Annotated in this window: 29 protein-coding genes; 15 read left to right on the forward strand and 14 right to left on the reverse strand. The window is 69.4% G+C overall.

The annotated features are described in order from the left end of the window. Positions 1-29 precede the first annotated feature (29 nt). From ACQ7HM_RS09580 to ACQ7HM_RS09605, 6 genes are all read left to right on the forward strand, one after another. Positions 30-2789, forward strand: coding sequence for a LuxR C-terminal-related transcriptional regulator (locus tag ACQ7HM_RS09580; RefSeq protein WP_434216026.1), 2760 nt, complete (start codon positions 30-32; stop codon positions 2787-2789). Between the two features lie 9 nt (positions 2790-2798). After that, positions 2799-3539: an IclR family transcriptional regulator domain-containing protein gene (locus tag ACQ7HM_RS09585; protein ID WP_434216027.1), complete on the forward strand. Its 741-nt coding sequence runs from the start codon at positions 2799-2801 to the stop codon at positions 3537-3539. Between the two features lie 87 nt (positions 3540-3626). Further along, positions 3627-4817, forward strand: a complete 1191-nt coding sequence (locus ACQ7HM_RS09590; RefSeq protein WP_434216028.1) for a thiolase family protein — start codon at positions 3627-3629, stop codon at positions 4815-4817. Then, positions 4814-5482, forward strand: coding sequence for a 3-oxoacid CoA-transferase subunit A (locus ACQ7HM_RS09595; RefSeq protein ID WP_434216029.1), 669 nt, complete (start codon positions 4814-4816; stop codon positions 5480-5482). The genes ACQ7HM_RS09590 and ACQ7HM_RS09595 overlap by 4 nt, the downstream gene beginning before the upstream one ends. Continuing rightward, positions 5479-6123, forward strand: coding sequence for a 3-oxoacid CoA-transferase subunit B (locus ACQ7HM_RS09600; protein WP_434216030.1), 645 nt, complete (start codon positions 5479-5481; stop codon positions 6121-6123). The genes ACQ7HM_RS09595 and ACQ7HM_RS09600 overlap by 4 nt, the downstream gene beginning before the upstream one ends. Next, positions 6120-6914 (forward strand): alpha/beta fold hydrolase, encoded by a 795-nt coding sequence (locus tag ACQ7HM_RS09605; protein ID WP_434216031.1) that lies wholly within the window; start codon positions 6120-6122, stop codon positions 6912-6914. The genes ACQ7HM_RS09600 and ACQ7HM_RS09605 overlap by 4 nt, the downstream gene beginning before the upstream one ends. Before the next feature lie 92 nt (positions 6915-7006). Here ACQ7HM_RS09605 and rpmF read toward each other — a convergent pair whose 3' ends face one another. Genes rpmF through mrf form a run of 3 tightly spaced genes read right to left on the reverse strand, consistent with a single transcriptional unit; the run spans position 7007 to position 8767 of the window. Beyond that, the gene (gene rpmF / locus ACQ7HM_RS09610; protein ID WP_045824000.1) at positions 7007-7180 is read right to left on the reverse strand and encodes a 50S ribosomal protein L32; all 174 of its coding nucleotides are present in this window, start codon (positions 7178-7180) and stop codon (positions 7007-7009) included. 25 nt (positions 7181-7205) lie between these two features. Next, complete coding sequence (locus ACQ7HM_RS09615) at positions 7206-7469, reverse strand: type B 50S ribosomal protein L31 (RefSeq protein WP_328857350.1); 264 nt, start codon at positions 7467-7469, stop codon at positions 7206-7208. Continuing rightward, the gene (gene mrf / locus ACQ7HM_RS09620; protein WP_434216032.1) at positions 7466-8767 is read right to left on the reverse strand and encodes a ribosome hibernation factor-recruiting GTPase MRF; all 1302 of its coding nucleotides are present in this window, start codon (positions 8765-8767) and stop codon (positions 7466-7468) included. Before mrf ends, ACQ7HM_RS09615 begins: the two co-directional genes overlap by 4 nt. A gap of 108 nt (positions 8768-8875) precedes the next feature. Between mrf and rpmB the strand changes: the two genes are divergently transcribed. From rpmB to ACQ7HM_RS09650, 6 genes are all read left to right on the forward strand, one after another. Continuing rightward, positions 8876-9112 (forward strand): 50S ribosomal protein L28, encoded by a 237-nt coding sequence (rpmB, locus tag ACQ7HM_RS09625; protein ID WP_434216033.1) that lies wholly within the window; start codon positions 8876-8878, stop codon positions 9110-9112. Further along, complete coding sequence (gene rpmG, locus ACQ7HM_RS09630) at positions 9113-9283, forward strand: 50S ribosomal protein L33 (protein ID WP_434216034.1); 171 nt, start codon at positions 9113-9115, stop codon at positions 9281-9283. A 2-nt stretch (positions 9284-9285) separates the two neighbouring features. Next, positions 9286-9591 (forward strand): 30S ribosomal protein S14, encoded by a 306-nt coding sequence (gene rpsN, locus ACQ7HM_RS09635; protein WP_434216035.1) that lies wholly within the window; start codon positions 9286-9288, stop codon positions 9589-9591. Between the two features lie 109 nt (positions 9592-9700). Continuing rightward, entirely contained in the window at positions 9701-9958 is a 258-nt protein-coding gene (rpsR, locus tag ACQ7HM_RS09640) for a 30S ribosomal protein S18 (protein ID WP_045824006.1), read from the forward strand. An 85-nt stretch (positions 9959-10043) separates the two neighbouring features. Next, positions 10044-10979 carry an AEC family transporter gene (locus tag ACQ7HM_RS09645; RefSeq protein WP_434216036.1) on the forward strand — a complete coding sequence of 312 codons (936 nt, stop codon included), beginning with the start codon at positions 10044-10046 and terminating at the stop codon, positions 10977-10979. A 57-nt stretch (positions 10980-11036) separates the two neighbouring features. Continuing rightward, entirely contained in the window at positions 11037-11684 is a 648-nt protein-coding gene (locus ACQ7HM_RS09650) for a DUF1707 SHOCT-like domain-containing protein (protein WP_434216037.1), read from the forward strand. Position 11685: 1 nt separating this feature from the next. Here ACQ7HM_RS09650 and ACQ7HM_RS09655 read toward each other — a convergent pair whose 3' ends face one another. From ACQ7HM_RS09655 to ACQ7HM_RS09670, 4 genes are all read right to left on the reverse strand, one after another. Beyond that, positions 11686-12504, reverse strand: a complete 819-nt coding sequence (locus tag ACQ7HM_RS09655; protein WP_434216038.1) for a DUF72 domain-containing protein — start codon at positions 12502-12504, stop codon at positions 11686-11688. Beyond that, positions 12501-14501: a VWA domain-containing protein gene (locus tag ACQ7HM_RS09660; protein WP_434216039.1), complete on the reverse strand. Its 2001-nt coding sequence runs from the start codon at positions 14499-14501 to the stop codon at positions 12501-12503. The genes ACQ7HM_RS09655 and ACQ7HM_RS09660 overlap by 4 nt, the downstream gene beginning before the upstream one ends. 27 nt (positions 14502-14528) lie before the next feature. Continuing rightward, positions 14529-15935, reverse strand: a complete 1407-nt coding sequence (locus ACQ7HM_RS09665; protein ID WP_434216040.1) for a sigma 54-interacting transcriptional regulator — start codon at positions 15933-15935, stop codon at positions 14529-14531. A gap of 241 nt (positions 15936-16176) precedes the next feature. Further along, positions 16177-16914 carry a TSUP family transporter gene (locus ACQ7HM_RS09670; RefSeq protein ID WP_434216041.1) on the reverse strand — a complete coding sequence of 246 codons (738 nt, stop codon included), beginning with the start codon at positions 16912-16914 and terminating at the stop codon, positions 16177-16179. 179 nt (positions 16915-17093) lie between these two features. Between ACQ7HM_RS09670 and ACQ7HM_RS09675 the strand changes: the two genes are divergently transcribed. The 3 genes from ACQ7HM_RS09675 (at position 17094) to ACQ7HM_RS09685 (ending at position 19807) form a co-directional block, all read left to right on the forward strand. Further along, complete coding sequence (locus ACQ7HM_RS09675; RefSeq protein WP_434216042.1) at positions 17094-18098, forward strand: methionine ABC transporter ATP-binding protein; 1005 nt, start codon at positions 17094-17096, stop codon at positions 18096-18098. After that, the gene (locus ACQ7HM_RS09680; protein WP_434216043.1) at positions 18095-18820 is read left to right on the forward strand and encodes a methionine ABC transporter permease; all 726 of its coding nucleotides are present in this window, start codon (positions 18095-18097) and stop codon (positions 18818-18820) included. Before ACQ7HM_RS09675 ends, ACQ7HM_RS09680 begins: the two co-directional genes overlap by 4 nt. Positions 18821-18907: 87 nt before the next feature. Beyond that, complete coding sequence (locus ACQ7HM_RS09685) at positions 18908-19807, forward strand: MetQ/NlpA family ABC transporter substrate-binding protein (RefSeq protein ID WP_434216044.1); 900 nt, start codon at positions 18908-18910, stop codon at positions 19805-19807. Between the two features lie 22 nt (positions 19808-19829). Here ACQ7HM_RS09685 and ACQ7HM_RS09690 read toward each other — a convergent pair whose 3' ends face one another. The 7 genes from ACQ7HM_RS09690 to ACQ7HM_RS09720 are packed head-to-tail and all read right to left on the reverse strand — an operon-like array spanning position 19830 to position 26416. Next, entirely contained in the window at positions 19830-20597 is a 768-nt protein-coding gene (locus tag ACQ7HM_RS09690) for a hypothetical protein (RefSeq protein WP_434216045.1), read from the reverse strand. Between the two features lie 32 nt (positions 20598-20629). Beyond that, entirely contained in the window at positions 20630-21577 is a 948-nt protein-coding gene (locus ACQ7HM_RS09695) for an MlaD family protein (RefSeq protein WP_434216046.1), read from the reverse strand. Beyond that, complete coding sequence (locus ACQ7HM_RS09700; RefSeq protein ID WP_434216047.1) at positions 21574-22638, reverse strand: MlaD family protein; 1065 nt, start codon at positions 22636-22638, stop codon at positions 21574-21576. The genes ACQ7HM_RS09695 and ACQ7HM_RS09700 overlap by 4 nt, the downstream gene beginning before the upstream one ends. Further along, positions 22635-23762 carry an MlaD family protein gene (locus tag ACQ7HM_RS09705; RefSeq protein ID WP_434216048.1) on the reverse strand — a complete coding sequence of 376 codons (1128 nt, stop codon included), beginning with the start codon at positions 23760-23762 and terminating at the stop codon, positions 22635-22637. Before ACQ7HM_RS09705 ends, ACQ7HM_RS09700 begins: the two co-directional genes overlap by 4 nt. A 1-nt stretch (position 23763) precedes the next feature. Beyond that, positions 23764-24768 carry an MlaD family protein gene (locus tag ACQ7HM_RS09710; protein WP_434216049.1) on the reverse strand — a complete coding sequence of 335 codons (1005 nt, stop codon included), beginning with the start codon at positions 24766-24768 and terminating at the stop codon, positions 23764-23766. Beyond that, positions 24765-25769 (reverse strand): MlaD family protein, encoded by a 1005-nt coding sequence (locus tag ACQ7HM_RS09715; RefSeq protein ID WP_434216050.1) that lies wholly within the window; start codon positions 25767-25769, stop codon positions 24765-24767. The genes ACQ7HM_RS09710 and ACQ7HM_RS09715 overlap by 4 nt, the downstream gene beginning before the upstream one ends. After that, positions 25766-26416 (reverse strand): hypothetical protein, encoded by a 651-nt coding sequence (locus ACQ7HM_RS09720; RefSeq protein ID WP_434216051.1) that lies wholly within the window; start codon positions 26414-26416, stop codon positions 25766-25768. The genes ACQ7HM_RS09715 and ACQ7HM_RS09720 overlap by 4 nt, the downstream gene beginning before the upstream one ends. Positions 26417-26496 lie beyond the last annotated feature (80 nt).

Here is a 26496-nt window from a genome sequence, read left to right on the forward strand (position 1 = left end):
GCTCCTCGCGCATGACTAGCCTCGCAGTCATGGAGGACTCGTCGACGCCGGTGGGCCTCCACGGACCCCTCGCCGACCTGCGTGCGGCGCTGGACGTCGCGCGCACCACGTCGACCGCCGTCGTCGTCGACGGTGTCGAGGGCGCCGGTCTCACCACCGCCGTGTCCTCGTTCGTCGACACGATCGGCGACGACGCCGTCACGGTTCGCAGGGCACGCGGCCTGCACTGGGAGTCCGGGGTGTCCGGCGGCATCCTGCGACAACTCCTCGGTGACGACACCGGTCCCGACGAACCCGTCGCCGCGGCCGAGCATCTCGCGCTCGGGCTGCACACCGACGACGCGGTCGCCACGGTGATCATCGTCGACGACGCCCACCACGCCGACGTGCACTCGATGCAGGTGGTGATGAGCGCGGTCCGACACCGGCCGGGTGCGCATCTGCTCGTCGTCGCGACACGACATCCGCTGTCGGGGAACGATCCCCGCATCGACGCGGTCCTCGACACCGCCGATCGGATCATCCCCGTCGATCCCCTCGGCCCCGAGGACGTCGCCCAGCTCGCCGCACGTCACGGGATGGCGCTGCGCCCCACGGTCGCCGCGCGCCTGGCCGCGCACACACTCGGTCGCCCACGGGCCGTGCTGGCGCTGGTGCGCGAGGCGCCCCGCGACATCTGGACCCGGACCGACGCATCGCTGCCGGCACCGCGGTACGTCGCGGCGCGGGTCACCGCCGCCCTCGAGGAGTGCGACGCGGCCGCGCGCCGGATGACCGAGGCCGTGTCGGTGCTCGGGGCCCCGACCGACCTAACGGTGGTGAGTGGCATGGCGCACGTGGACGATCCGTGGTCGGCCGTCGACACCGGGGTCCGGGCCGGACTGCTCACCGCGCACGAGCGCTCGCAGTCGATCGAGCTCGACACCGTCGACCCGATGACGCGGGTCGCGGTGCTCGCCACGATGTCGCGCACCGCGGTCGCGGCGATGCACCATGCGGCCGCCGACGCCCTCGACGACGAGGCCCGCGCACTCGCCCACCGCGCGCGGGCGACCGCACTGCCCGACCGGTCACTCGCCGACGACCTCGTCGCGATGGCGGCGCGCCGCGGCGCGGACGGCGAATGGGCCACCGCCGCCGACCTGTTCGCGGTGGCCGGTCGCATGGGCACCGACGTCGTCGACCGCGAGACGACTTTCCTCCGGTCGGTCGACGCCCTCATCAGCGCGGGCGACATCGCCCGTGCCGCCGACCATGTCGCCGCCGTGGAGAGTCTGCGGGAGACCCCACTGCGTGATTCGGTGCTCGGGTACCTCGCCATCCTGCGCGGCCGGCCGCAGGAGGCGTCGGCGCGCCTGCGCCGCGCGTGGGAGACCGTGCGCCCCGTCCACGACCCGGAGATCGCCGCGATGATCTGCCACCGTCAGGTGCTGCACAGCCTCGCTCGCTGCGACGGTCTTCGCCTGGTGCGCTGGGCCGACGAGGCGGTCGCACTCGTCGGCGCCGACCACCCCGTGGCCGTCGAGGTCGGGGCGATCCGCGGCCTCGGACTCGGGGCGACCGGCCGTATGCGCGAGGCCCTCCTGGGCTACGAGAACCTCTGGGACCACAACAAGACGGGTCCGGTGGGTCAGCGGGTCCAGATGGGCGCGGGATGGTTGCACCTCGCGGCCGACGAGGTCGCCCGGGCACGCACCGAACTCGAGTCGGCGACACCGACCGACCACCTCGGCGGATCCACCCGCATCGCCCTCTGGGCCCACGCATGGCTCGCCCGAACGTGTTTCGTCACCGGCGACTGGACCGGTGCGATGCGCACCGCACGCGCCGGTGTCGATCTCGCCGAGCGCACCGGGACCCGCCTGATGATCCCGCTCCTGGAGTGGACCATCACCCAGATCCATGCGCTGCGTGGCGACTGGGCGGCGGCGGACGCCGCCACGCGGTCCCGGGACATCGCCGGTCACGACTACGAGGTGATGCGCGTACCCGCCGCACTGGCCCGCGCCGCGGTCGCCGAGGCGCGAACGGACTACGCGGGGGTCCTGCGAGCGCTCGCCCCGCTGACCGGGTCGTGGGCGCGCGGGGACGTGGCCGAGCCCGGTTTCTGGCCCTGGCCCGACGTGTACGCCAACGCACTCGTGGTCGAGGGTCGCCTCGACGAGGCGGAGACGTTCCTCGCCGAGCACGAAGAGCCTGCCCGCGACCGCGACCACCGTTCGGCGCGAGCACGTCTCGCGTACGCACGGGGTCGGCTGCTCGGTGCCCGTGGCCTCGTCGACGCGGCGGTCGAGACGTTCGAGGGAGCGCTCGCCGACCTCGACGATCTCCCGCTTGTCTACGACCGCGCCCGGGTCGAGTTCGCCTACGGGCAGACCCTGCGGCGGGCCGGACGACGCCGCGACGCCGACGTCGTCATCACCGACGCGCGGGACCACTTCCGATCGTTCGGGGCCACGACCTACGTCCTGCGGTGCGAGCGCGAGTTGCGGGCGGGCGGTGTGCGGGCGGTGATCGCCGACCGTCCGCACGACGCGTTGACACCGCAGGAGGAGGCAGTCGCCGCACTCGTCGCGACCGGGATGACCAACCGTGAGGCCGCCGCCGAACTGTTCCTGTCGGTCAAGACGGTGCAGTACCACCTCACCCGCGTCTATGCGAAGCTCGGCGTCCGCACCCGATCCGAACTCGCGGCCCGCCGCGGTGCCGAAGTCGCGGCCCGCCGCGGTGCCGAATTCGCGGCCCGCCGCGGGACCGCGCCGGATCCCGCGGCACCCGACGCTGGCTAGGCTCCCGGCATGGCCGACGAATTCGTGCAGTCCCTCGCCCGCGGCCTGTCGGTGATCACCGCCTTCGACGCGACGCATCCCGCGATGACGCTCAGCGCCGTCGCGGCGCGCGCGGGCTTGAGCCGGGCCACCGCACGTCGGCTCCTGCACACGCTCGTCGAGCTCGGGTACGTCCGCGTCGACGGGTCCGAGTTCGCCCTCACGCCACAGGTTCTCCGACTCGGCACCGCCTACCTCGCCGGGCTCGGGCTGCCCGAGGTGGCACAGCCACACCTCGCGGCGCTGTCCGCCGACGTCGGCGAGTCCACGTCGGCGGCAATCCTCGACGGCGACGAGATCGTCTACGTCGCGCGCGTCGCGTCGAGTCACCGACTGATGCGGGTCGGCATCACCGTGGGCACGCGGTTCCCGGCGTGGGCGACCTCGATGGGACGTGTCCTGCTCGCCGACCGGCCCGGCGACCCACTGCCGCAGACCACGCTGACCCCGTTGACCCCGCGGACGGTCACCGACCGCGATCGCCTCCTCGCGGTCCTCACCGAGACCCGGGAACAGGGGTGGACGCTGGTCGACGAGGAACTCGAGGTCGGGTTGCGTTCGCTCGCCGTCCCCGTGCGGACCGCCGACGGGGTCGTCGCGGCCGTCAACATCTCGATGCACGCCGGGCCCGACAACGCACTCGCCCACCTCGACCGACTGCGCGCCGCCGCCGCGGCGATCTCCGACGATCTCGCGGTACTGGCCCGCTGACCTGCCCGACTGTTACCCTGTTCGTATAGCGCACGTGCGTTCGCATAGCGAACACACACACCACGACGAGCAAGTAGGTGGCCCACGATGAGCGACGCATTCGTCCACACCGCGACACGCACCCCGTTCGGGCGGTTCGGCGGCGCCCTCGCCGGTGTCCGACCCGATGATCTCGCCGGCGCGATCGTGCGGGCCGCGGTCGACCGCACCCCCGGGCTCGACCCGGCCGCCGTCGACGAGGTCGTCCTCGGGTGTGCCAACCAGGCCGGCGAGGACAACCGCAACGTCGCGCGGATGGCGGTACTGCTCGCGGATCTGCCGGTCTCCGTCCCGGCCACCACCGTCAATCGGCTGTGCGGGTCGAGTCTCGACGCCGCCATCGCCGCATCGCGGGCGATCGAGACCGGCGATGCCCGCGTCGTCGTCGCCGGGGGCGTGGAGTCGATGACCCGCGCGCCCTGGGTGCTGCCGAAACCGTCGCGGGCGTTCCCCGCCGGCGACGTCACCGCGGTGTCGACGACGCTCGGATGGCGCCTGGTGAACAGCCGGATGCCGGCGGAGTGGACCGCCTCACTCGGCGAGTGCAACGAGCAACTGGCCGAGCGGTTCTCGATCGGTCGCGACCGACAGGACGCCTTCGCGGCCCGGTCGCACCGGCTGGCCGCCCGGGCCTGGGACGACGGCTTCTACGACGACCTCGTCGTGGCCGTCGACGGCGCCGACCTCACCCGCGACGAATGCATCCGCCCGGGCACCACCCCCGACACCCTCGCCGGACTGAAGACTGCGTTCCGCACCGACGGGACGATCACCGCGGGCAACGCGAGTCCCCTCAACGATGGCGCGTCGGCGATCGTCCTCGCCGCCGAGGGTGCGCTCCCCGGCGATCCGCTTGCCCGCGTCGCGGGGCGTGCGGCGCACGCCCTCGCACCGCAGGACTTCGGCATCGCACCGATCGAGGCGGCCCAGAAGGCGTTGGCACGAGCCGGGATCGGATGGTCCGACGTCGGCGCGGTCGAACTCAACGAGGCGTTCGCGGTGCAGTCACTGGCGTGCGTCGACGCGTGGGACATCGACCCCGAGATCGTCAACGCCCGCGGTGGCGCCATCGCGATCGGCCACCCGCTCGGGGCATCCGGCACCCGGATCCTCGGCACCCTCGCGCACCGTCTGCGCGACGAGAAGCAGCGCTGGGGTGTGGCCGCCATCTGCATCGGCGTCGGTCAGGCACTGGCCGTCGTCCTCGAGAACGCCGCCACGACAGGGAGGCCCGCATGAGCATCACCACCATCTGCCCCGACACCGCCGAGGCGGTCGCCGGGATCGCCGACGGCGCAACCGTCCTCGTCGGCGGGTTCGGCATGGCCGGCATGCCCGTGGCGCTCATCGACGCGCTGATCGACCAGGGCGCCACCGATCTCACGGTCGTGTCCAACAACGCGGGCAACGGCGACACCGGGCTCGCGGCGCTGCTGGCGAAACGTCGCGTCCGCAAGGTCATCTGCTCGTTCCCCCGCCAGTCGGACTCGTGGGTGTTCGACGGCCTCTACCGCGACGGCGCGATCGAGCTGGAGGTGGTGCCGCAGGGGACGCTGGCCGAGCGCATGCGCGCCGCCGGCGCCGGCATCGGTGCGTTCTTCTGCCCCACCGCGGTCGGGACGCAGTTGGCGCAGGGCAAGGAGACCCGAGAGATCGACGGCCGCACGTACGTCCTCGAGTACCCCATCCGCGGCGACGTCGCTCTGATCCGCGCGCACGTCGCCGACCGCATGGGCAACCTGGTCTACCGCAAGACCGCCCGCAACTTCGGGCCGGTGATGGCCACCGCGGCCGCGCAGACGATCGTCGAGGTCACCGACGTCGTCGAGACCGGTTCCCTCGACCCCGAATCCGTCGTCACACCGTCGATCTACGTCGACCGCATCGTGGAGGTGCCCCGATGACCGCCAGTCCCCGCACGAAGGACGAGATCGCCGCGGCGATCGCCGCCGACATCCCGCGCGGCTCGTTCGTGAACCTCGGCATCGGGCAACCGACCCTGGTCGCCGACCACCTCGCCGCCGACTCGGGTGTCGTCCTGCACACGGAGAACGGGATGCTCAACATGGGTCCGGCGGCGCTCGGCGACGAGATCGACCCCGACCTCACCAACGCCGGCAAGATCCCCGTGACCGAGCTCCCCGGTGCGTCGTACTTCCACCACGCCGACTCGTTCGCGATGATGCGCGGCGGACACCTCGACGTCTGCGTGCTCGGGGCGTTCCAGGTCTCCGTCGGAGGCGATCTCGCGAACTGGCACACCGGCGCGCCGGGTGCGATCCCCGCGGTGGGTGGGGCGATGGATCTCGCGATCGGCGCCAAGCAGGTGTTCGTGATGATGACGCTGCTCGCGAAGGACGGGACGGCGAAGTTGGTGCAGGAGTGCACCTATCCGCTCACCGGCGTCGGCTGCGTGACCCGCGTGTACACCGACGTGGCGACCTTCGACGTCGGCCCCGACGGCGCCGCGGTCCGCGACCTGCACGGCATCACCCTCGACGAGCTGCGCGTCGCCGTAGGACTCGAGCTGACGGAGGCGGCATGACCAACGTGGCGGTGACGACCGTCGACCTCGGTCCGCGGCGACCGGGGCGACCACTTCTCGTGGTGGGGCCGTCGCTCGGCACCTCCGTCGCGGACCTCTGGGGTCCGTGTGCGGCACTTCTCGCCGACCGGGTCGACGTCGTCGGGTGGGACCTGCCCGGGCACGGGACCGGGCATCCGACGCAGGACCCGTTCACCGTCGAGGATCTGGCCGACGCCGTCGCGGCGATCGCCGCCGACCTGCTCGCAGATCGCGACGCCGTCGCAGTGCACTACGCGGGGGACTCGGTGGGCGGTGCCGTCGGTCTCGCCCTCCTGCTCCGCCACCCGGGTCTCGTCACCTCGGCGACGCTGGCCTGCACGGGCGCCCGTATCGGGACGTCGGACGGATGGGCCGACCGGGCGGCACTCGTCCGCACCGACGGGATCGACGCGGTGGTCCCGGGGTCGCTGGAGCGATGGTTCGGGCCGGGCTTCCGGGACCGCGAACCGGAGACCGTCGACTCCCTCATCGGGTCACTGCGCGCCTGCGACGCGGAGAGCTATGCGCGGGTCTGCGAAGCCCTCGGCGCCTTCGACGTGCGCGACGATCTCGGTCGGATCACCACGGCGCTGCGCCTGGTCGCCGGCCGTGAGGACGTCGCGACCCCGGTCGACGGTATGGAGCTGATCGCCGGTCGCGTGCCCGGGGCACGGCTGACCGTTCTGCAGGGCGTCGGCCACCTCGCGCCGATCGAGGCGCCCGTCGCCGTCGCCGACGAGATCACGGCCGGTGTGCTCGACGCGACCTGATCTCGTCGGTGGCGATGCACGCCGACACCACAGGACCGGTCGTCGCGGGTGCGACAACCGGTCCTGTGGAGGTGCTGGTGGGAGCGAAGCGCCTAGCGGCGATCGAGATCGATGATCCCGAGCTTCACTGCCTTGACGAGGCGACGCGGCACGCGCTGGCTCACGCCACCGGCCTTCACCTCCTGCAACGGCGGGTTCTCCGCCTTCCACTGCGAACGGCGACTGCGGGTGTTGGACCGCGACATCCTGCGCTTCGGTACAGCCATGATCAAGCCCTTCTTCGAATTCCACTCACGTCTGGGTCGGTCGCGCTCGGCGCCCGTACCGGCGCTCGAACTTCTCGACTCGTCCTGCCGTGTCCATCACGCGGGTCGCCCCGGTCCAGAACGGGTGCGAGTCGGACGTGACATCGACAACCACAAGAGGGTACCGGTTACCGTCCTCCCACTCCAAAAGCACATCGGATGTCACCGTGGACCGGGTGAGGAAGGTCGTGCCCGTCGCGGAGTCACGAAAGAGGACGGGGTGGTAGTCGGGGTGGAGTCCGGGCTTCATGGGCGGTCTGCCTCTCGGGGGTGGGTGGCGGGGACATCGGTGGGGTCATCGGAGGCCTCGACCGGTTCGCAGGGATCACGGTGGAAGGTCCCGAAGGGATCTGGCCAGCGGTCCCAGGCGGCCTGACCGGCGGCCATCTCGGCGTCGGTGAGGCAGGCCGCGCGCAGGGTGTCGACGATGTGTCGCGGGTCGGCGCGGTGGGCGAGGACGACGATGCTGGTGTCCCGGTCGGCGAACTCGGGATGCCACCGCAGCGAGGCCATCGACACCCGCTCGGGCGCGCACCGCGCGATCTCCTCGGGTGTCATCGTCACGAGCCACGGCCCGCCGGTCGCCACCCGCAGACCTCCGCCCGCGCTCTCGAGCCACAGCGCCTCATCCGGCTGGGTCGCCACCCAGAGCCGACCGCGTGAGCACACGACGCCGTCGAGCAGGCAGTCGATCGCGTCGTGCAGACGCCCCGGATGCATCGGCCGGTCGGCGGTGAACTCGACGAGCTGCACACCGCAGTCGTCGTCGAGCGGCGGTTGTCCGGTCAGCAGGGGGTCGTGGGCGCCGGTACCGCGACCGCGGCGCGCGTCGGGGGCCACGGCGGCGAGCAACGCCTCGATCATCGGCGTCGACACCGGTCGTTGCGGCGTCTCGAGGAGCACCGGCGCCCGCGGTGCGAGCCGTGCCACCACCGCGCCGAATCGGGCCGCCTCCCAGCTGTCGGCGGCGGTCGCCCCGACGACGAGGGCGTCGGCGAACTCGACGTGGCCGACCGCGACCTGGGCCATCGTGCGTTCGTCCTCGTCCTCGGGGGACTGCAGTCCCGCCTCGGCGAGGGTGTCGTCGCCGGTCGCGTCGGCGAGCCAGGTGGCGCCGTCGATGCATCCGATCACCGCCGCGATCTCCACGTCGCGGCCGGCGGGGCCGTCGATCTGTCCCGGTACGTCGGAGACGACGACGTGCTCGATCGCCCAGCACAGGGGCTCAGGCTCGATCAGGGCGTCGAGGGCCAGCACGATCCGTTCGACCCTCCCGCGGCGGTGCAGCGAGCGCAGCAGCGGTAGGAGATCCTCGCGCAGCGCACACGAGACGCATCCGTGCACCAGGTCGATCCGGGTGACGCGGGTGAGCGGCGCCCCGGTGGCGTCGTGGTCGTGCATCGTGCGGGTCATCGAGCCCTGCGACAGTGCGGCCAGATCGTGGTGGACCACCACCGTTCCGGGGACCGCCATGGCGGATGCGACCCCGTCGACGGCGAGCGGGTCGAAACCGGTGACGACCACGACCGGTGTGCGGTTCACGGCCACCGGACACCTCCTTCGTTGTTGATAACCGTTGTCATCATGGTGCTAGCCTAGCCCGTATCGACAATCGTTTCCAACAAGGCCGGCACCTCGGCCACGATCGGAGGGATCATGTCCGCCCACTGCCAGGTGACCGGGCGCGCGCCCGGTTTCGGCAAACAGGTGTCGCACTCGCACGTGCGCACCAACCGCCGCTGGAACCCGAACATCCAGCGGCGTCGCTATTTCGTGCCGAGCGAGGGCCGCAGCATCACGCTGCGCGTCTCGACCAAGGGCATCAAGACGATCGACCGTGACGGCATCGACGCCGTCGTCGCCCGGATGCGGGCCCGAGGGGAGAAGTTCTAGATGGCGAGCAAGAGCACCGACGTCCGGCCGATCGTGAAGCTGAAGTCGACCGCCGGGACCGGCTACACCTACGTGACCCGCAAGAACCGCCGCAACGACCCCGACCGGCTGGTCGTCCGCAAATACGACCCGGTGATCCGCGCGCACGTGGACTTCCGAGAGGAGCGCTGACCATGGCCAAGAAATCGAAGATCAACCGCAACGAACACCGTCGCGAGGTCGTCGCCCGTCACGCGACGCGGCGGGCCGAGCTCAAGGAGATCGTGCGCGCTCCGGGGTCCACCGACGACGAGCGGGCTGCCGCCCAGCTCGCCCTGCAGCGACTCCCCCGCGACGCCAGCCCCACCCGCGTGCGCAATCGCGATGCGGTCGACGGCCGTCCCCGTGGTTTCATCGGTAAGGCAGGCATCTCCCGGGTGCGCTTTCGCGAGATGGCGCACAACGGTGAGCTGCCGGGTATCACGAAGTCGAGCTGGTGAGGTCGCGGTCGTCGGCACCCTCGACGACCGGTGGTCAAGACCGGGTCAGATCTCGCGTAAGATGGACAATCGGCGATTGACCGAACGACAATGAACTGAGGAAGCGATCATGGCTGCCAAGCCCACCCGTAAGCGCAACGAGAAGCCGACGAAGGTCGCCGCGAAGCGCAACATCCTGCGCGAGCGCAAGATCGACCACATCGACTACAAGGACGTCGCCCTTCTGCGTACGTTCCTGTCCGACCGCGGCAAGATCCGTAGCCGTCGCGTCACCGGCCTCAACCCGCAGCAGCAGCGTCAGGTCGCCACCGCGATCCGCAATGCGCGCGAGATGGCCCTGCTCCCCTTCGTCACCACCGGTAGGTGATCGACGACCGACCGGTAGGCCGCTGCTCGTGATGGCTCACCGGTCGGTTTCTCGTTCTGTGATCGCCGCACCCTAGACGGCCCCGGTGTCCGGAGTCGTCCAGGGTTTCACCGTCATCTTCATCGTGATCGCGGTGGGATACGTGCTCGGCCGTACCGAGGTCCTCGGACCCGACGCCCAGCAGGTCCTCGCCCGACTGGTGTTCTTCGTGTTCACCCCGGCGCTGTTGTTCGATTCGCTCGCCACCACCGACGTCTCGGTGATCTTCTCCTCGACGTTGGTGATCGCCGGGGGCAGCGCGCTGCTCATCGGGCTGGCCTATTTTCTCCTCGCCCGACTCGTGCTGCATCGCGACATCCCCGAGGCCACGATCGGCGCACTCGCGTCCTCCTATGTGAACAGCGCGAACCTCGGCATCCCGATCGCGATCTTCGTCCTGGACGACGCGTCGTTCGTCGCCCCGCTGCTGCTGTTCCAGATCATGATCTACTCGCCGATCGCGTTGACCGCGCTCGATCTGACCGCACTGCACGATGGGCCCGGTCGGATCACCCTGCGCGACACCGTCATCGCGCCGCTCACCAACCCGATCGTGCTCGGCGGTGCGGCCGGCCTGGTGATCTCGCTCGCGGGGTGGCGACTCCCGCACGCCGTCGCCGAACCGATCTCCATGCTCGGCAACGCGTCGGTGCCCGGTGCCCTGCTCGCCTTCGGCCTGTCGCTGACCGGGGTGTCGGTCCTGCGCAAGGGCGAGAGTCCGCGACGCGACGTCGCCCTGGCCTCGGTGCTGAAGATGGTGGCGCAGCCGCTGCTGGTCTTCGCACTGTCGTACTGGTTGTTCGGTGAGCGCGGCCATCACCTGTTCGCCCAGGTGGTCATCGCCTCGCTGCCCACCGCCCAGAACGTGCTGGTCTACGCGACCCGCTACCGTCGCGGCGAGGTCCTCGCCCGCGATACGGCCCTGGTCACCACCGTCGCGTCGATACCCGTGATCGCGATCGTGGCCCTCCTGCTCGCCTGATCGATCGATGACATCTGTCGTAGCGGAGACGCCTCGGCGTTGGTTACCGTCGATCCCATGACCGAACCGTCCCCCTCGTTCGACAAACGCGCACGGCTGCGCGCCTCCGACGCCGACCGGAGCCTGGTGCACGACATCCTCGCCGCAGCCATGACCCAGGGACACCTCTCCCCCGTCGAATACGAGACGCGGGCGTCGACGGCGGTGTCGGCGACCACGTTCGGCGAGCTCGACGCCCTCACCGACGATCTCCCGGTCAACGACATCGCCGCGCACGCGGGAGGACTGTCGCTCACGAAACCCGCTGTCGCACCGGCGTACACGATGCGGCCGGGTCCCGACCCGACCGTCGTGAGCACCAAGGTCGCGGTGATGAGCGGCACCGAACTCAAGGGCACCGTCGGGGTCGGTGACCGGCTGACCGTGGTCACGGTGATGGGCGGCGCCGAGATCGACCTGCGGCGTGTCGAGTTCACCGCGCCGGTGCTCACGATCCAGGCGGTCGCCGTCATGGGCGGTATCGAGATCCTCGTCCCCGTGGACGCGACCGTGCAGGTGCGCGGGATCGGCGTGATGGGCGGGTTCCCGCACGGCGCCTCCGGCCGCGGACGGCCCGGCGCACCCACGATCATCGTGAACGGACTCGCTCTCATGGGCGGCGTCGAGGTGTCGCGTAAACGCCCCTCGATCTCCCGGAAGCGCTGAGTCAGCCGAGTCTGTCGAGCAGGCCGCGGGCATCGACCGGCGCGCGGACCTTCGCATCGTTGTCGAAGTAGACGAAGACGTCGCCGTGGTGGACGCGGTCGGCGAATCGTCGCGCCCACGTGTCGAGGGCGTCGTCGGTGTAGCCACTGACGTAGATCTCCGCGTCACCGTGCAGACGCGCGTAGGAGAAGTCGGCGGTCATCTCGTCGATCACCGGGAACTTGTCGGCCGAATCGGCCAGCACCACCGCGACACCCGCCGACCGCAGCATGTCGGTCACGGCGTCGTCGACGAAGCTCGGGTGCCGTACCTCGAGCGCGTGGCGCATCGGACGGTCGTTCTCGACGGTCGTCCACGCGCGCCCGTCGAGACGGGCGTCGTGGCTGCGGGCGAGCGCGGCGGCGGCCGACGTCGTCGCGGGCAGACGCCCCAGGAAATCCTGCAGGACAGTGGCATCGAAGCGCATGGTCGGAGGTAGCTGCCACAGCACCGGGCCGAGCTTGTGCTCGAGCGCCAACATGCCCGAGGCCAAGAAGTTGGCCAGCGACGTCTCGACGTCGACCAGCTTCTTCATGTGGGTGATGAACCGTGGCCCCTTGACCGAGAACACGAAGTCGTCGGGCGTGGACTCCGCCCACCTGCAGTAGCTCTCTGGCTTCTGCAGGGCATAGAACGAACCGTTGATCTCGACGGAGTTCAGTGTGTGGGAAAGATGTTCGAGCTCGCGACGCTGCGGCAGCCCCTTCGGGTAGAAGGTGCCCCGCCACGGCGGGTACACCCATCCCGACGTCCCCACACGGACGGTGCCCTCCGCACTCACCGACGGCGGCCCCGGCGTGACCCGAGGTAGTCGCCGACGACCGCGGCACCGAGACCGTCGAGGTCGGGGGCCACCACCCGACCGCCGATACGGCGGGCCACCTGGTCGATGAAACGTTCCAGGCTCGGGTCGTCGCCCAGCCGGAAGATGGTGACCTGCGCCCCGAGTCGGGAGATGGTGTCGAGTTCGCGGACGGTGACCGCCAGGGTCGCCGGGTGCGGCGGCCAGTCGAAGAAGGCGTGACCGTCGGGTTCGAGGTGGGAGGTCGGCTCACCGTCGGTGACGATGAGGACCACCGGCTGCGCGTTCGGGTGCTTGCGCAGATGCCTCCCCGCCAGCAGTAGTGCGTGGTGCAGGTTCGTGCCCTGCTCGGCCACCGCCTGCAGCCCGGTCAGCTCACCGATGTCGATGGTGCGCGCGTGGCGCCCGAACGCGATGATCTCGAGTTCGTCGCTGCGGAACCGGGTGCTGATGAGGTGGTTGAGCGCGACGGCAGTCCGTTTCATCGGCAGCCAGCGACCCTGCATCTCCATCGAGAACGAGGTGTCGACCAGCAGCACCACCGCCGCCTGCGTGCGCGACTCGGTCTCCGACACCTCCACGTCGCGCACATCGATGCGGACGCCATGACGCGCGAGATCTCCTGCAGCCAAGGATCTCTCGGGGTCCTCGATGATGGTGCGCCGCACCGCGTTACCCACGGTGGCGGTCACATCCCACGGTTCGGTGTCGCCGAACTCCCACTCGCGGGTGGCCCCGGTCGATTCGCCGGTCGCTCCCGCCCTGCGGGTCTGGCGATCGCCCGAACGACCCGAGAGACGGTCGGCGACATCCTTGAAGATCGACTGGCCCAACTGCCGCATCGCCTTCGGCGACAACCGCAGGTTGCCGTCGGCGTCGCGGTCGAACAGGCCCTGCTCGGCCAATGCCTTCTCGAGCTCGGCGAGGGTCCGGGCGTCGACGGCGGCATCGGTGCCGAGCTGGCGGGCCAGGGCCTCGAGGTCGATGTCGTCGAGTTGGGATCCGTTGTACTGCTGCGACAACTGCTCCGACAACGACTCGAGCTCGGCGAGATCCTGCAGCGCGCCGACACCCTCGCCCATCCCCATGCCCTGCTGACCCTCGAAATCCTGCGAGTCACCCCAGCCCAGATCGGGTCGGGCCTCGCGCAGCTGCGAGTCCATCTGGCTTAGCTGACTCATCAGATCCGGCGAGCCGAACGCCTGCTGCGACAGCTGATCGAGCTCGGCGCGCTGCTCGGGCGACAGCGAGTTGTAGAACGCCTGCGCCGCGGCGGCACGCTTGGCGAGGGAGTCGATCAGTTCCTCGGTCGACTGCGGGTTGTCCGGGAAGTGCTGACCGTGCTTGCCCATGAACTCGTCGAAGGCCTCGGTGGTGTCCTCACCGCGATTGTGCTTCGCGAGTAGCTCGTTGAGGTCGGCGAGCATGTCGGTGATGGCCTGGCGGTCCTCATCGGTCGCGCCCTCGAGGGCCTGTTTCATGCCCTCGAACCGCTGATCGAGCATCTCGCGGCCCAGCAGATCCTTGATCTTGTCGTAGTCGGCCTGGGCCTCCGGGCTGCGGAACTCGTAGTTCGCGAGCTCCTGCACCGCCTGCGCCGTCGACGGCGACAGGTTCTCGATCTGCATCTCGGCGAAGCGCGCGTCGTCGTCGAGGTCGCGGGCGAGCTGTTTGCGTTCGGCGAGAACGGCCTTGTCGAGGAGTTCCTTCACCTCGGCGAACGTGCCGTCGAGATTGCGCTTCTTCAGCAGTTCCTGACGTTTGCGGTTGATCTCCTCGCGGAGTTTGTCGAGACCACGCATCTCACTCGTGCCCCGACGCAGGTACTCGCGCATGGCGCGTTGCGGCGAGACGCCGGCCATCACGTCGGCACCGATCTCGTCGAGTGCCTCACGCAGGTCGACCGGTGGTGCCAGCGGATCGGGCCCACCGGTGTAGCGGCGATAGCGCGAGCGGTGGAATCTGTTGCGAGCCATTGTCAGTCTCTGTCCGTGGAGTGTGTGTCAGCCGTAGACGGTCTGGCCGGAATCGTCGGCCTCCTTGCCGATCCGGCGGGCGAGGAACAGGCCCTCGAGTGCGAGTTCCAGTGCGCTGGCGCGTTCCCCGTCGTCGGTGGCCTCGAGCCGCTCGGCGATGGTGTCGATGACGGGCCCGGTCTTGTCCGGCTCCGGGAACGAGCCGAGCAGTTCCTTGGCCGTCACACGGTCGCCGGTCACGACGGGCTCACCGGTCTCGAGCGCGGACACCAACGGCGCCATGTCGATTCCCGCGAGGTGTTCGCGAACGGTGTCGGCGGTCGCCTTGCGCAGCAGGTGTTCGAGGATCTCCATCTCGCGACCCTCCTCACCCGACTCGAACTCGACCTTGCCGCGCAGCACCTCGATCACCGAGTCGAGATCGACCACGCGCGCGGTGGCCGACTCCTCGCCGACGACGGTGGCGCGGTGCAACGCGGCCGCGGCGACCGTCTCGGCACCGGCGATGGCGAAACGGGCGGAGATGCCCGAGCGCTGGTCGACCGAGGGGTGGTCGCGGACGTAGCGGGTGAACCGCGCGAGGATCTCGGTGACGAAGGTCGGCACGGTGGCGACGAGGTCGGCCTCCTGCTCGATGACGGCGACCTCGTCGTCGAGTTCGAGCGGGTAGTGCGTGCGGATCTCGGCGCCGAAGCGGTCCTTGAGCGGGGTGATGATGCGACCGCGGTTGGTGTAGTCCTCGGGGTTGGCGCTGGCCATCAGCATCACGTCGAGCGGCAGGCGCAGCGAGTAGCCGCGTACCTGGATGTCGCGCTCCTCCATCACGTTGAGCATCGACACCTGGATGCGCTCGGCGAGGTCTGGCAGCTCGTTGATCGCGACGATGCCGCGGTGTGCGCGCGGGATGAGTCCGAAGTGGATGGTCTCCGGGTCGCCGAGACTGCGGCCCTCGGCGACCTTCATCGGGTCGACGTCGCCGACGAGGTCACCGACGGAGGTGTCGGGGGTGGCGAGCTTCTCGGCGTAGCGCTCCGAGCGGTGCTTCCAGGTGATCGGCAGATCGTCCTGCAGGTTGGCGGCCTTGCGGATCGACGCCGGGGTGATGGGCTCGTAGGGGTGCTCGTTGAGCTCGGCGCCCTCGATGACCGGTGTCCACTCGTCGAGCAGGCCGACCAGCGTGCGCAACAGGCGCGTCTTGCCCTGTCCGCGTTCGCCGAGCATGACCACGTCGTGACCGGCGAGCAGCGCGCGCTCGAGCTGCGGGATCACCGTGGTCTCGAACCCGACGATGCCCGGCCACGGGTCGGCGCCGGTGCGCAGGGCGGTGAGGAGGTTGTTGCGGATCTCGTCTTTGATCGTGCGCTGGATGTGTCCGGAGGCGCGGAGTTCTCCGAGGGTGCGCGGCGTGGGATGAGCGGTTTGCTGAGACGTCACCACTCCACGCTACGAGTCTTTGCATGCGAGTGCACTCGAAGCCTGGTCGAGGCGGTTCTTCTCCCGTCCCTCGTCGCGACGAACGTCCCGCCGAGTGTGCCGAAACTGACCGTCGACCGTGCCGAGATTGTGGGCCGAGCGCACCGACAGCCGCCGCGACCAGCCGGATCGGCACGCTCAGCGAGACTTTTCGGCACGCTCGGCGGCAGTTTTCCGCACGGTCGGCGGGTTGGGGTCGCGGTCAGCGGACGGCGAGCCAGAGGGCGAGGGCGAAGCCGAGGACGCCGATGGTGATGCGCAGCGGGGTCTCGGGCAGTCGTGCGACGACGGGCGGCCCGGCGTAGCCGCCGGCGAGGCAGCCGATGCCCATCGCGACCGCCGCGATCCAGTGCACCGGCCCGGTCGCGGCGAACACGATCGCCGCGACGAGGTTGCAGATGCCGAGCAGCGCCGATTTGAGCAGCGTGGCCCGCCACAACGGATGGGCGCTGGTGACCAAGGCCAGCGCCAGGAAGATGGTGCCCGCCCCGGCCCCGAAGTAGCCGCCGTAGACCGAGACGATCACGATGCCGACGGCGAAGACGGTGGGCAGTTCGCGGTGCCCGGCCATCCGACGCAGCCACGGCTGGGCCAGCACCGCCGCCGACGCCAGCGCGACGAGGTAGGGCACCACCGTCTCGAACGACCCGGGCGAGGACCGCAGCAGCACGATCGCGCCGGCCAGACCGCCGGCCGCGGAGAGCAGTCCGAGCGTGACGAGTCGGCGGGGTTCGTCGAGCAGCTTGCTCCCCGATTGCGCGCTGCTGCCGACACCGACCGACACCAGCGCGACGGTGTTGGTGACGTTCGCCGCCAGCGGCGGCAGCCCGGCGAGCAGCAGTGCCGGATAGCTCACGATGGACGCGAGACCGGTGATGTAACCGACCAGCCCGGCGCCGAATCCGGCTGCCACGAGCAGCACCAGGGTGAGGAACGTCATCAGAAGTCTATTGTGCGCGCCGGCGTCGAGGGTTTTCGCGCCCGGGTGGCCGCCTGCCAGGCAATAGCACGAATCCTACGCTGGGGTAAAGGAATACGTGTCCCGGTCGAGGCCGGTGCACGAATCACCCTGATTTGAACACTTGGGACATCCGACCCCGGTCACCGATGATTCTGGGCGTGATCGAGATCCATGACCTGACCAAGACCTACGGCCGCGGCACCGATGCCGTGACCGTGCTCGACCGTGTCGACTTCACCGTCCCCGCCGGTGAGATCTTCGCCGTCGTGGGGCCGTCGGGTGCGGGCAAATCCACGCTGGCGCAGTGCATCAACCTGCTCGAACGTCCGACGTCGGGTGAGGTCGTCGTCAACGGCGAACGCCTGACCGACCTCGACCCGAAGGCCCTCCGGGTGGCGCGTCGGCGGATCGGCACCGTGTTCCAGTCGGCGAACCTGCTGAGCCGACGGACCGCCGCGCAGAACGTCGCGCTACCCCTGGAGTACCTCGGGGTGACGACCGCGCAGACGAAGGCCCGTGTCGCCGAACTGCTCGACCGCGTCGGATTGTCCGCGCACGCCGACAAATACCCCCACCAGCTCTCCGGCGGGCAGCGACAACGCGTCGGCATCGCCCGGGCGCTGGCCCTGCGGCCGTCGGTGCTGCTCTCCGACGAGGCGACCTCGGGACTCGATCCCGCGGCCACCGCATCGTTCCTCGAACTGCTCCGCGAGGTCCGAGACGACCTCGATCTCGCCGTCGTCTTCATCACCCACGAGATGGACACCATCGTGAAGATCGCCGACCGGGTGGGCCGACTCGATCACGGTCGGATCATCGAACAGGGCGCTGTCGTCGACCTCCTCCTCGACCCCGGATCCGTTCTGGGCGAAGCGCTTCGACCGCAGGCAACAGCGTCGGTCGCCGCACCCGGACAGGCAGTCCTCGAGGTCACCCACACCACCGTCGCGGTCCCGCGCGACTGGATCGTGCGCCTGTCGAACCAGATCGGGGTACCGGTGTCGGTGCTCGCCGGCCACGTCGGCGACGTCGCCGGGGTCTCGGTGGGTCGATGGACCCTCGCCGTGGACAGTGCTGCCGCCGAGAAGGTCCCGGCCGCCGCCGCCACACTGGGCCTCGCCGTCCACTCCGTCGCCTCGGAGGCCACGGTGGTCGCGGCATGAGCGCCACGACATCGGTCCTGGCATCGATCACGGTGCCCACCAACGAGATCCCGGGTCTGCTGATCCCCGCCTTCCGCGACACGGTCATCATGGTCGGGATCGTCATGGTCGTCGTGCTGCTCGTCGGCGTCCCCCTCGGTGCGATCGTCCACAACCTCGCTCCCGGTGGACTGTTCGAGAACCGGCGGCTCCACACGCCGTTATCGTGGATCATCAGCATCGGCCGGTCGTTGCCGTTCCTGGTGTTGATGACGTCGATCATCCCGTTCACCCGCTTCGTCACCGGTACCAACATCGGCATCCCCGCCGCAGTCGTCCCGATGTCGATCGCCGGTATCGCGTTCTTCACGCGGATCGTCGAGAACTCGCTGCGCGCGGTACCCACGTCGGTGGTCGCCGCCGCGACAGCGTCGGGCGGCTCCACCATCCAGATCATCTGGACCGCACAGATCTCCGAGGCCCTCCCGAACATCGTCGGCGGTCTCACCATCAACACGATCGCGATGATCGAGTACTCGGCGATCGCGGGCACCATCGGCGCCGGCGGTCTGGGCTACATCGCGGTCACCTACGGCTACCAGCGCTTCGACCACCAGGTGATGATCGCGACCATCGTCACCCTCGTCATCACCGTCGCGGCCATCCAACTCGTCGGCGACGCCCTCGTCCGATTCCTGACCCCGGAACGATCGGTCCGCTCCGGCGCCACCGCGCGCATCTGACCTCTCCCTGTCACGCCCGGCACGCCACCCACCGGTGGCGGGCCGATCCATCCCTGCACCGTCCACACCCGCACACCGAGGAGAACCATGACCAGCACGACACCCACACAGAACGGCACCGGCGGTTTCGAGGTGAAGAAGCGGCGCACGCCCCTGATCATCGGGGCGGTGGTGGTCGTCGTGGTCATCGTCGCCGCACTCGTCGCATGGCGTCTCCTGGGCTCGGAGGACAAGTCCCCCAACGACACCGCCGGTGCGACACTGACCGTCGTCACCGCCGAGGGCAACGCGAACGAGCAGGCCCTCGTCGACTACATCGCGACGAACGTGGCGCCCAAGTACGGCATCAAGGTGAAGTTCAAGGGTCTCGCCGACTCCACCACCCTGAACCGCGCGGTCAGCGACGGCGAGGTCGCGGGCACGATCTACCAACACAAGCGGTGGCTGTCCCAGGTTCTCGACGCCAACCCCGACTTCAAGGAGGTCGCCGCGACACCGGTCTTCCGCTGGGGCTTCGGCATCTGGTCGGACAAGTACACCGACGTCTCGCAGCTGCCGAACGGCGCGAAGGTCTCGCTCTACTCCGACCCGGCCAACGAGGCGCAGGGACTATGGCTGCTCGAGCGCGCGGGGCTGATCACCCTGAAGTCCGGCATCGACAAGTCGCGGGCCACCCAGGACGACATCGCCACCAACCCGAAGAACCTGCAGTTCACGCTGCTCGACTTCGCCGCCCAGTCGCGAGCACTGCCCGACCTCGACGCCACCGTCGGCTACACCGAGTACTACCTCGCCGCGGGCATCCCGATCAGCAAGCAGATCTTCTCGCCGGCGGCCCCCGACGAGTTCGCCGGTCAGCTCACCATCGGTACCCGGTGGCAGAACGCCGACAACATCAAGAAGCTCGTCGCGGTGTTCAAGGACCCGGCCGTGCAGCAGTACCTGCGCACCGACCCGACCGTGAAGAACATCCTGCTGCCGTTGTGATCTGACGACGGTGCGCGGTGACCTACTTCGTGGCGAGCGGCGCGACGCCACCGCTGATGTCGGTGATGGCCCAGTTCTTGTTCTTGTCGACCGTGATCGGGTAGAGCGCGGTGGTCTTGACGCCACCGGGTGACTGCACGTTGGTGACCTGCACGTCGACGAACACCTGGACGACGTACACCCCGTTGTTCTGCGACTTGATGTCGCTGCCGACCAGGGTGCCCTTCGACACCCACTGCAGCTGTCCGAGCAGTTGTCGCAGAACGGGTTCGGTGTCGGCGAACTGCTTGATCATGGCGTCGTCGACACCGGTCTTCAGCGCCGCGAACCACGGATCGAAGTTGCGGTAGTCGATCTCGGCGGCCTTGACGGCGTAGTCGCTCGCGACGTCCTCGGCCCGCTGGGCCTGTGCGTTCTGCGACGTGAGGCCCCGATAGTCGTCGCGATAGCCCAGTGCGGAGACGATCGCGACCGTGGTGGCCACGGCCAGCACCACGATCACGACGGCCGAGGCGATGAGCAGACCCCGGCCGGGGCGCCGGGCCGAGGTGGCCTCGGTGGACTTCGTGGCCTTGGTGGACTCGGCAGGCTTCAGGGCCGCGGTCGCCTCGGGCTCGGCCTGTTTCCCGGGCTCGGCGGGCGTCGCGGCCGCCGGTGCCTTTGGCTCGGCGGGCTTTTCGGGCTTGTCGGGCGTGCGGGGTGACCGCCCGTCGAGTCCGGAGAACTCCGAGGCGGCCCTGTTCTCGTCCGGTGTTCCCGAGTCCTCGTCCGGTGTGCCCAGCTCAGACACTGGCAGTCATCTCCTTGTGCATGCGGGCGACGCTACTTGGTGGCCACGCGGAACCGTACGACGCCGTTCTCGTCGACGATCTGCAGGCCGCGTTCGACGAACGACGCGATGTCGATGTTGGTGATCGGGGCGATCTGGGAGATCAGGGGCAGCAGCACACCGAGCGGCGGTGTCACCTTGGGCAGGATCCGCTGCAGATACTGGCTCAGCTTCGTCACGAACGGGTTGATCACCTGATCCCACGCCACCGCGCCGTTCGTTGCACTCGCCAGACCGGGGAACAGACCGAACAATGCCGTGATGCCCGGTCCGTTCGCGCCGAGGGCCCGCGATCCCGCGGACAGCGGCGGGCCGATGCCGTCGGCCTTGCGGACGAATTCCTGTGCGGTGTCGAACAGGTCGGAGAACTCGGTGCGCTGGGTGGTCACCGTCCGCGAGAACTGGTTCGAGAACTCGCCGAGCTTGGTGATGTCGTCCTCGCGGCCGAGGTAGCCGGCGTTGATGGTGTTGGCGATGCTCAGCAACCGCTTCGGGTCGACCTGGCCGACCAGCCGCTGCAGATTCGTCAACGTGTCCCCCACGGTGGACTGCGTGACCACGTTGCGGCTCAACACCGCACCGTCACGCAGGTAGGGGCCGCCGGCGCGGTCCGAGCTGAAATCGACGTACTGCTCGCCGACCAGCGACAGGTTCGCCACGGTCACCTCCGCGTCGGCGGGGATGTCGTAGCCGGCGTCGATCGACAGCGTCGCCCGCAGACCGTCGGGACGGACGGCGATGTCGGTGACCTGGCCGACCTCGATGCCGTTGTAGAGCACCCGCGATCGGGGCAGCAGCCCACCCGACGACGCCATCTCCACGGTGACGGTCTCGGTGTCGGTGAACGGCTTCAGCTTCAGGATCCCGATACCCAGATAGGCCGCCAACGCCACCGAGACGACCACCAGCAGCACCAGCGAGGTGCGCACCCCGATCCTCATCGCATCGCCCCGATCATCCGCAACGTCGATGCCACCGTACGGATCTGGTCGTTCGACGCCATCGGCGTCGACAGCCCACGCGGGGAGGTGATGTCGACGATGTTCACCGACGGACTCGCCAGCAGCGGCAGGATCTTGTCGTTCACGAGCGCGTCGAGTCGTGCGATGTCCGACGGCGCCGAGGCGTCCAACGACACCGCGAGGTCGACGAGCGGGTTGGCGGTGTCGATCAGCCCCACGAGCTGCTGGTAGCGCGGGCCGAGCAGCCTCGTGACGCTGGTCAACTGGAACCCCAACGAGGTCAACACCTTCGCGAAACCCACGAACGACACCAGCGCCCCGCCGATGCGTTCGGGCCCGACGTCGAGCGCGAACCCCAGACCCGGCCCCTGCTCCTGGACCGAACGGCCCAGCACGCCGAGCGAATCCAGGATCTCCCCCACCGACGACGAGTTCTCGGCGATGCGGGCGATGAGTTCGCGCGAGGTCTCGATGCCCTTGTCACGTTCGGCCTTGTTCTGCGGGAAGGCGGTGTTCGCCTTGTCGACGGTGCGCTGGATCTTCTCGAGCGTGCCGCCGTTGGCCAGGGCCGCGATGCCGCCCAACAGGTCCTCGACGGCCGGGGTGACCGTGGTCTGCGACAGCGGGATCGTGGCCCCGTTCCCGAGCCGGACACCGCCGCCGGATGCGGGTGGGGTCAGCGAGATGTAGATGTCGCCGAGCAGCGTCGACTGTTCCAGGGCTGCGCGGGTTCCCTGCGGCACGTCGACGTCGGACTCCACGTCGACGGTCGCGACGGCCACCGGCGACGTGGCCGACCCGCCGATGCCCACCGACCGCAACACCCCGACCTTGGTGCCGCCCAGCAACACCTTGCTCCGCGCGGGCAGGTTCAACACGTTGCTGAACTCGATCTTCAACGCCCGGCTCTCCCCGGACACGCGCGTGCCGGGCAGCGGCAGATCGGTCACCTGGATCCCGCACGCCGCCGACATCCACGCGACGAGCAGTGTCGCGACCACCAGCACGGTGCGCCGCGCGCGACGCCGCTCGCCGATCATCGGATGCCGCCCGACCCGAGCACGAGGGCCACGAGGTCGGTGTCGACCGACGTCCGCGCGCCCGGGGACGGCCGGCACGACCCGGCCAAGGCACGGTTGAGCACGGCGCAGGTGACGCCGGCCGAGGCGACGGGCACCCGCACCCGCGGGGGCTTGATCGTGACGGCGAGGCCGGCCTGCTTGTCCTGCGCCATGGCCTGCAGAGCCGACATGACCGGCGGCAGCGACTTGAGCAGCGCGACGATCTGGTCGGTGGGCAACAGCTCGACGAGCGGTGTGATGAGGCCGAGCAGGGTGAACAGGATCGGGTCGAAACGCTGCAGGTTCGACGCCAACTTCGGGACCACCGACGTGAGCCGCACGAGTGCGGGGTTCAGTTCGCGGGTGAGGTCGCCCAGCGCCGTCGCGAACTTGCCGACGTTGTCGACCGCGAGTCGCACGTCGGGCCACCGCTGCACGAAGAAGTCGGCGAGCTGCTGTCCGTTGGTGATCAGCGACCGCAGCTGGGTGTCGCGCAGCTGCGGATCGCCCAGCGCCGCACCGAGTCCCTGTACCGCACGGTTGAAGTCCTCCGCGGTGCCCTTGAGGCTGTCGTCGACCGACGCCAGGGCGGTGCTCACCGCCTGCTGCTGTTCGGGTGAGCGGCCTTGCGCGTCGGTGAGCTGCGCGGAGAGCTTGTCGAAGGCCGAGAACGCCTCGCTGAGACTCTTGGGGGTGCGTGTCCGCTCGATCGGGATGCAGTTCGCGGTGTCCCAGGTGGCGCCGCCGACGTAACTGGTGGGGATCTCCAGACGCCGGTCGGTGACGATGGAGTCCGAGGTCGTCACCGCCGACACGTCGGCCGGGAGCTTCGTGTCGGAGTCCATCGAGAAATCGACGCGCACACGGCCGTTCGACGGGGCCACCCCCGTCACCGAGCCGATGGTGACGCCTCGCAGGGTGAGGTTGCTGCCCGGGTAGAGCCCGATCGAGTCCGCCATGATCGCGCACCCGGAGGTGCTCGACGCGTCGTCGCTCGCCCTCACCGCGGCGACACAGCCGACCACCACGGCCACGATGGCGACGACGACGACCGATCGTGTGGCCCAGCGGCGCGTGCTCGAGACGGGGGTCCGGGTGGTCATCTCAGCACCGCCGATCCGGCATCGGGATGCACAGGGCGGGGGCGTCGGCCACCGTCTTCGACAGGTCGACGGTGGGCGTGCCCGACACGCCGAGCGCCGATCCGAGCTGGTTGGCGATCGCGGTCAGTTTGTCGAGGACCGGGCCCGACCCGGTGAGCGTGGTGCGCAACTCGGTGACGATGGCCTTGATCTTGTCGATCTGCGGGTCGATGGTGCCCGAGAGCGCTTCGACCGGCGGTTGCAGGAACGCGAAGAGCGCGTCGACGCCGCGCACGGTCTGCAAGCCCTGTTCACGGAACTGGAAGAAGCGGTAGCCGATCACGCCGACCAGTCGCAGCAGGTTCACCAGCTTCGCCCGACCGTTGTTCAGGGCCCCGAGGTACTCCTCGGTGACGGCGATCGCCCGGTCGAGGTCCTCGTCGCGGTCACCGAGGGTGGTCGTCACCTGCGACACCTGGGCGATGATGTCGCGCACCGCATCCGACCGTCCCCGCAACGCGAGATTCACCTGGGAGAACGTCTCTCGCGCGGTCTGCGCGTCGACCTTGTCGACCACATCGCCGGAGTCACGGATGACATCGGTCAGTTCGTACGGGGTCGAGGTGCGCTCGGTGGGGATGTGGCCGCGCAACGGCGACGACCCCTTCGGCGTCACCGCGAGGTAGTGCCCGCCGATGGCCGTCGACAGTCGGATGTCGGCGCTCGACTCGTCGCGCATCGTCACCGAGTCGTCGACGTCGAAGGTGATCTCGACGTGGTCGCCGACGACCTCCACCGATCGGACCGATCCGACGACGATGCCGGCCACGCGCACCTCATCACCGGAGCGGATCTGTCCGCTCGACGTGAAATCGGCGGTCACGTCGGACTTCCCGAACGGCACCACGTAGAGCAGACCGGCAACGACGGCGATGATCACGATCACGACCACCCCACCGAGTCCGAAGACCACCTGCCGGCGGCGTACGGAGGCGGCGTCTCGACGCGCGGTCACCAGGGGGCTCATCGGCAGATCACCACCGGGGCGCCGGCGAGGAGCACGCTCGTGATCGGTCCGGGGACCGACTGGCCGCGACCACAGCTGTAGGAGGCCTTGGTCGCCGAGTTCACCGACGCCAGCAGCGAATCGAGGATGCCGGGGATCCGCGCGAGCAGGTCCGAGGCGTCGTTGGTGGCGGGGATGTATTTGCGCAGCAGTCGGTCGATGTCGGCGTAGTTGCCGTAGTAGACGCCGTTGAGACTCTGCAGCACCAGTCGCAGCGGGGTGAGCGCTCTCGCCGCCAACGTGAGCGACTGCTCGGTCTTGTCGAGGTCGGAGGCCAACGCGCCCAACGCGTCCCCGGTGCGGCTGATCAGCTCGTTGAGCCGCGGTGACTTGTACTCGATCTCCTTGGCCACCGATCCCAGACCGGTCACGAACGCCGCCACCATGTCGGATCGGTCGGCGACCAACGACGTCGCCTGGTTCAGCTTCTCCAGGATCGAGCCCAGATCGGGGCCACGGCCCTGCACCACGGCGAGGATGTTCTCGGTGAACTCGTTGATCTCGGCGGGGTTGAGCACCTTGAACACCGGGCGGAGACCGTTGAACAGGGCGGTGATGTCGAACGACGGGATCGTGCGGGCGCGCGGGATGACCGCCGCGGTGTCGGCCCGACCGCTGCCCGGACCGTCGGTGAACACGTCGAGGTAGCGCTCCCCCACCAGGTTCAGGTAGCGGATCGCGATGTCGGTGTTGTCGAACAGCGGCACCGACTTCTGCATCGAGAAGGTGACCCGGGCGATGTCGTCGTGCAGTTCCACCGACGACACCTTCCCCACGCGCACACCCATCTGGCGCACGTCGTTGCCCGGCGACAGTCCCGAGGCGTCGGAGAAGTCTGCGGTCACGGTGCGTTGGTCGCCGGAGACCGACGGTGACAGGGCACCGACGACGACCCAGGTGGCGCCGATCATCACCACCACGAACAGCGCGAGGTAGACCATCGACGAACGACGCAGCGTCATCGTCCACCCGCCTTCGGGGTGGACGTCCGGGGCGCCGGGGTCCGGGGCGCGGGCTTCGGCGCGGGGGGTGCCAGCATCTGCAGGAACGGTGCGAGCTGTGGCATCTGCGCGACGGTGAGCCCGATCTGCAGGGTGACCTTCCCGTTCTGGGTGGGCATCGACTTCTCCAGTCGGCCCAACAGTTCTCGCGCGTCGCCGACCGCGGGCGGGATCGACCGCAGCGTCTGTCCCAGCGGGGATCCGGTGACGATCAACAAATCGAGCAGGGTGGCCAGTCCGTCGTAGTTGTCGCCGACGAGTCCGCCGAGGCCGCCGACGGTGGAGATGAGTCCGGACAGCGAGTCCTTCACCGAGTTCACCACGCGGGGGTCGGTGTAGGCGGCGGTCTGCTTGGTGAGGTTGATGAGCACCGAGTCGAACGGTCCCTCGAGGTCGGCGACGCCGCGCGTGACCGGACCCAGGATGCGGATGAACTCCGCGAGCGGCATCTGCTGCCGGGAGGCGGCGAGGTTCAGCAGGTCGAGGCCCGAGCGCACCAGCGGCTGCACCGCGGTGACGAGTCGGTCGGCGATGTCGATGGTGCGACTGAACTCGTCGCCGGTGATGGTGGTCGAGATCTCGCCCACCTGACGCAGCAGGTCGGCCACCGACACGTTCGTCGAGTCCGATCCGATGGTGATCCGTTCGCCGTCGCGCAGACGCCCGTCGACCTTGGTGTCGACCCCGA

Origin of the sequence: Williamsia sp. MIQD14 (genome assembly GCF_051025635.1) — a bacterium.
Taxonomy (GTDB): Bacteria; Actinomycetota; Actinomycetes; order Mycobacteriales; family Mycobacteriaceae; genus Williamsia_A.